The 2,664-nt window shown below is 65.5% G+C and carries 3 protein-coding genes and 2 pseudogenes; all 5 read right to left on the bottom strand.

Going from position 1 to position 2,664, the window contains the following annotated elements:
* On the bottom strand, positions 1-858 hold an 858-nt coding region (gene pufM, locus I53_RS09955), incomplete at its 3' end, for a photosynthetic reaction center subunit M (RefSeq protein ID WP_043349889.1).
* An 80-nt stretch (positions 859-938) separates the two neighbouring features.
* Positions 939-1,762: pseudogene (gene pufL / locus I53_RS09950) on the bottom strand (photosynthetic reaction center subunit L).
* Between the two features lie 82 nt (positions 1,763-1,844).
* Positions 1,845-2,036 carry a light-harvesting antenna LH1, alpha subunit gene (gene pufA, locus I53_RS09945; RefSeq protein ID WP_012319766.1) on the bottom strand — a complete coding sequence of 64 codons (192 nt, stop codon included), beginning with the start codon at positions 2,034-2,036 and terminating at the stop codon, positions 1,845-1,847.
* Between the two features lie 10 nt (positions 2,037-2,046).
* Entirely contained in the window at positions 2,047-2,283 is a 237-nt protein-coding gene (gene pufB, locus I53_RS09940; protein ID WP_043349888.1) for a light-harvesting antenna LH1, beta subunit, read from the bottom strand.
* A 127-nt stretch (positions 2,284-2,410) separates the two neighbouring features.
* Positions 2,411-2,631, bottom strand: a pseudogene (locus I53_RS35020) (hypothetical protein).
* Between the last annotated feature and the right edge of the window lie 33 nt (positions 2,632-2,664).

Raw genomic sequence — 2,664 nt, 5'->3', positions numbered from 1 at the left:
GAGCAGGATGCCGATGCCGCCCGTGAGCGTTGTCAGGACTGCGAACCACCAGGCCCAGCGGTGGATCGACTCCATCGTGGCGTTGAAGCCCATGGTCCAGCGCCAGAACAGGGCTGCGCGTTCGGTGGCCGTGCCGCGGTCGACGATCTGATCGATCTCCCGTTCGGCGCCGTAGCGCGAGCAGGCCAGGATCGTGCCGCCATGCATCGCGAACAGCAGCGTCGATCCGTAGAGGAACGTGATCGAGAGCATGTGAAACGGGTTGTAGAACAGGTTCCCGTAGCGGAGCGAGAAGGCCGCGGTCCAATCGAGGTGGGGGAAGATGCCGAAGGGCACGGCTTCCGACCACGATCCCATCAGCACCGGCCGGATGAAGCCGAGGACGAGGTAGAGCCAGATCGCCGACGCGAAGGCCCACGGCACGTGGGTGCCGAGCCCGAGCGCCCGCGCCCGCCGATAGAGGTGGACCCACCAGAGGAGGATCGAGGCCGTCAGGAAGAAGCCGGCGATCAGCCACCAGCCGCCCTCGTTGAGGGGTGGAAGGACCTTCAGCCCGTACTTCGGGAGCGGCGGCTCCAGGGCGAGCCACGGCAATTGCCGGACGAACTGGACCGGATCCCAATTCACCGAGGCCCACATGTTGAGCCCGATGATCTCGAAGGCGATTAAGCCGCAGACGATCGAGAGCGCCGCGATATAGCCGATATAGATCGGACCGACTTGGCTGTTGCCGATGAGCCCGAACAGGTAGCTGTTGAACGGCTTGCCGATCCGGTCATCGACCGCCACCGGAACGCCGTGCTCCGGTACCAGCGGGCGCACCTGAACCTGCGTGAAGATGTTCTGGTAATAGGCCATGGCCTGCCCTCCCCCGGAGTGCCGCGCGCTCGACGGCGGCGACCCGCGTTATGTCCTTCGTTCCGATCGCGTCCGGCTTGTCATCGCCACACCGGCAGATTAAGCCACCAGCCCCACCATTGCGGCCAACCCTGCGTCCAGAACGGCCCGCTGATCACGATGCAGACCGCACTCCAGAACCCCGCCGACAGGGCCAGGAACAGGCCGAGGCGGTGAACGCCGAGCGTGCCGATCGAGTAGCCGATCGTGTCGCGGAAGAAGGTGTCCTCGTGCTCCGGCGTCTTCACGACCTCGCCCTTCTTCGGGTTGGTCGCCGACAGGATCAGGCCGCCGTGCATCGCCAGGGCGAGCGTCGTGGTGAAGAAGAACGTCACGGCCAGCATGTGCGCTGGATTGTAGTGGAAGTGCAGATACTGATAGCCGGTGTTGGAAACCCAATCGAGGTGACTGAGGATACCGTAGGGAAAGCCGTATCCCCAGGCGCCCATCAGGAACGGCCGGACCACCACCAGCGTGAAATACGCGAAGATCGCCATCCCGAAGGCCGCGGGCACGTGGTAGCCGATACCGAGCTTGCGGCAGATCTCGACCTCGCGCAGCGCCCAGGACACGAAGGACCCGAGCGCGCAGAACGTGATGATCTGCCAGAGACCGCCCTCCTTCAGCGGGGCGAGCCTCAGGCCGTAGCTGATATCCGGCGGCGCGATGTTGATCTGCCAGACGTTCCAGGTCGGCCCGATCGCCGCGCCGTAGATGACGAGGGCGGTGCCCAGCACCGTGAGAACAAACCGACGACCCCGAAGAAGCCGACGAAGAACGCCCCGACCCAGAAGTCGAACAGGTCGCCGCCGAGCAAGGTGCCGCCGCGGACCCTGTATTTGCGCTCGAAGCTCAGCATCGCCATGGCGGCTGCTCCTCAGTCAGGCCGGAGAAAGGGAAGGTTTGGGGTGACCGCGGCCCTCGCGCGCCGCGGTCCGGACCGGCGGTCAGGCCGGCATCTGCGGCAGCGCGAGCGTGATGGTGTTCTCGGCCGCCTTGTTGTTTCTCGGACCGTCAAGCCAGTTGAACCGGTCGGTCGAGAGCAGGATGAAGTGGATCAGCAGCGCCAGGATGAAGAGGAAGGTGAACAGAGCCACCAGCGTGCGCCGCGGATCGAAGAGCAACCAAACCTTGTGCATTCGATCCTCCTCAGCCGATCATCGTGACGAGGGCGTGGGCCGCATCGCGGACGCCGTCGAGAGAGGCGTAGCCCTGCGGTCCGGGAAGCCAGGGGCGCCACAACCAGACGAGGATGTGAGCGACCACGGCAATCGCCGTGAAGATGAGGAAGCTCGTCAGGAAGATCGCATGGAACTCCTTGGCTTCCGGTTCCGTCAGCCCGGACAGGCTGCTCGGTCTTTCTGTTGTGACGGGTCCACTCGCCATCGTTCAGACCTCCGTGTGTTGGCCGCGCCTCTGACGAGGCGCGACGGGTTCAGCCACGATGCCTTGCAGCGGTCGCGGCTCGACTTCCCCCGCGTGACCGGACGGAAGTGTCTCGCTCAGGGGCGTGTCAGCCCATGAAGGCGAAGGGGATCGCCTGAACCGCCATGGCGCGGGCCTCGCCGAAGACCGAGCGCCGCGCCGGTGCCAGGCCAGGACGGGCCGCCTCGCGCGCCGGCCGGAACCGGTTCAGCGCGCCGCGGCGAGGAAGAACGGGTAGGTCGCCGTCAGGATCAGCCGGAACTGAATGGCTTCCTGATGCTGGCGGCCGGTCGGGACCATCGTTCTCATCGTCAGGTCTCCTCTGGGTGAAACGGAAAGGCG

Source organism: Methylobacterium sp. B1 (assembly GCF_000333255.1).
GTDB lineage: Bacteria > Pseudomonadota > Alphaproteobacteria > Rhizobiales > Beijerinckiaceae > Methylobacterium > Methylobacterium fujisawaense.
The sequence above is the reverse complement of the archived record's forward strand: the minus strand, read 5'-3'. Positions and strand labels throughout refer to the sequence as shown.

Excerpts from the sequence above, each read along its gene's own strand:
- pufB (WP_043349888.1), bottom strand. The coding sequence starts at position 2,283 with ATGGCGAGTGGACCCGTCACAACAGAAAGACCGAGCAGCCTGTCCGGG.
- pufA (WP_012319766.1), bottom strand. The coding sequence starts at position 2,036 with ATGCACAAGGTTTGGTTGCTCTTCGATCCGCGGCGCACGCTGGTGGCT.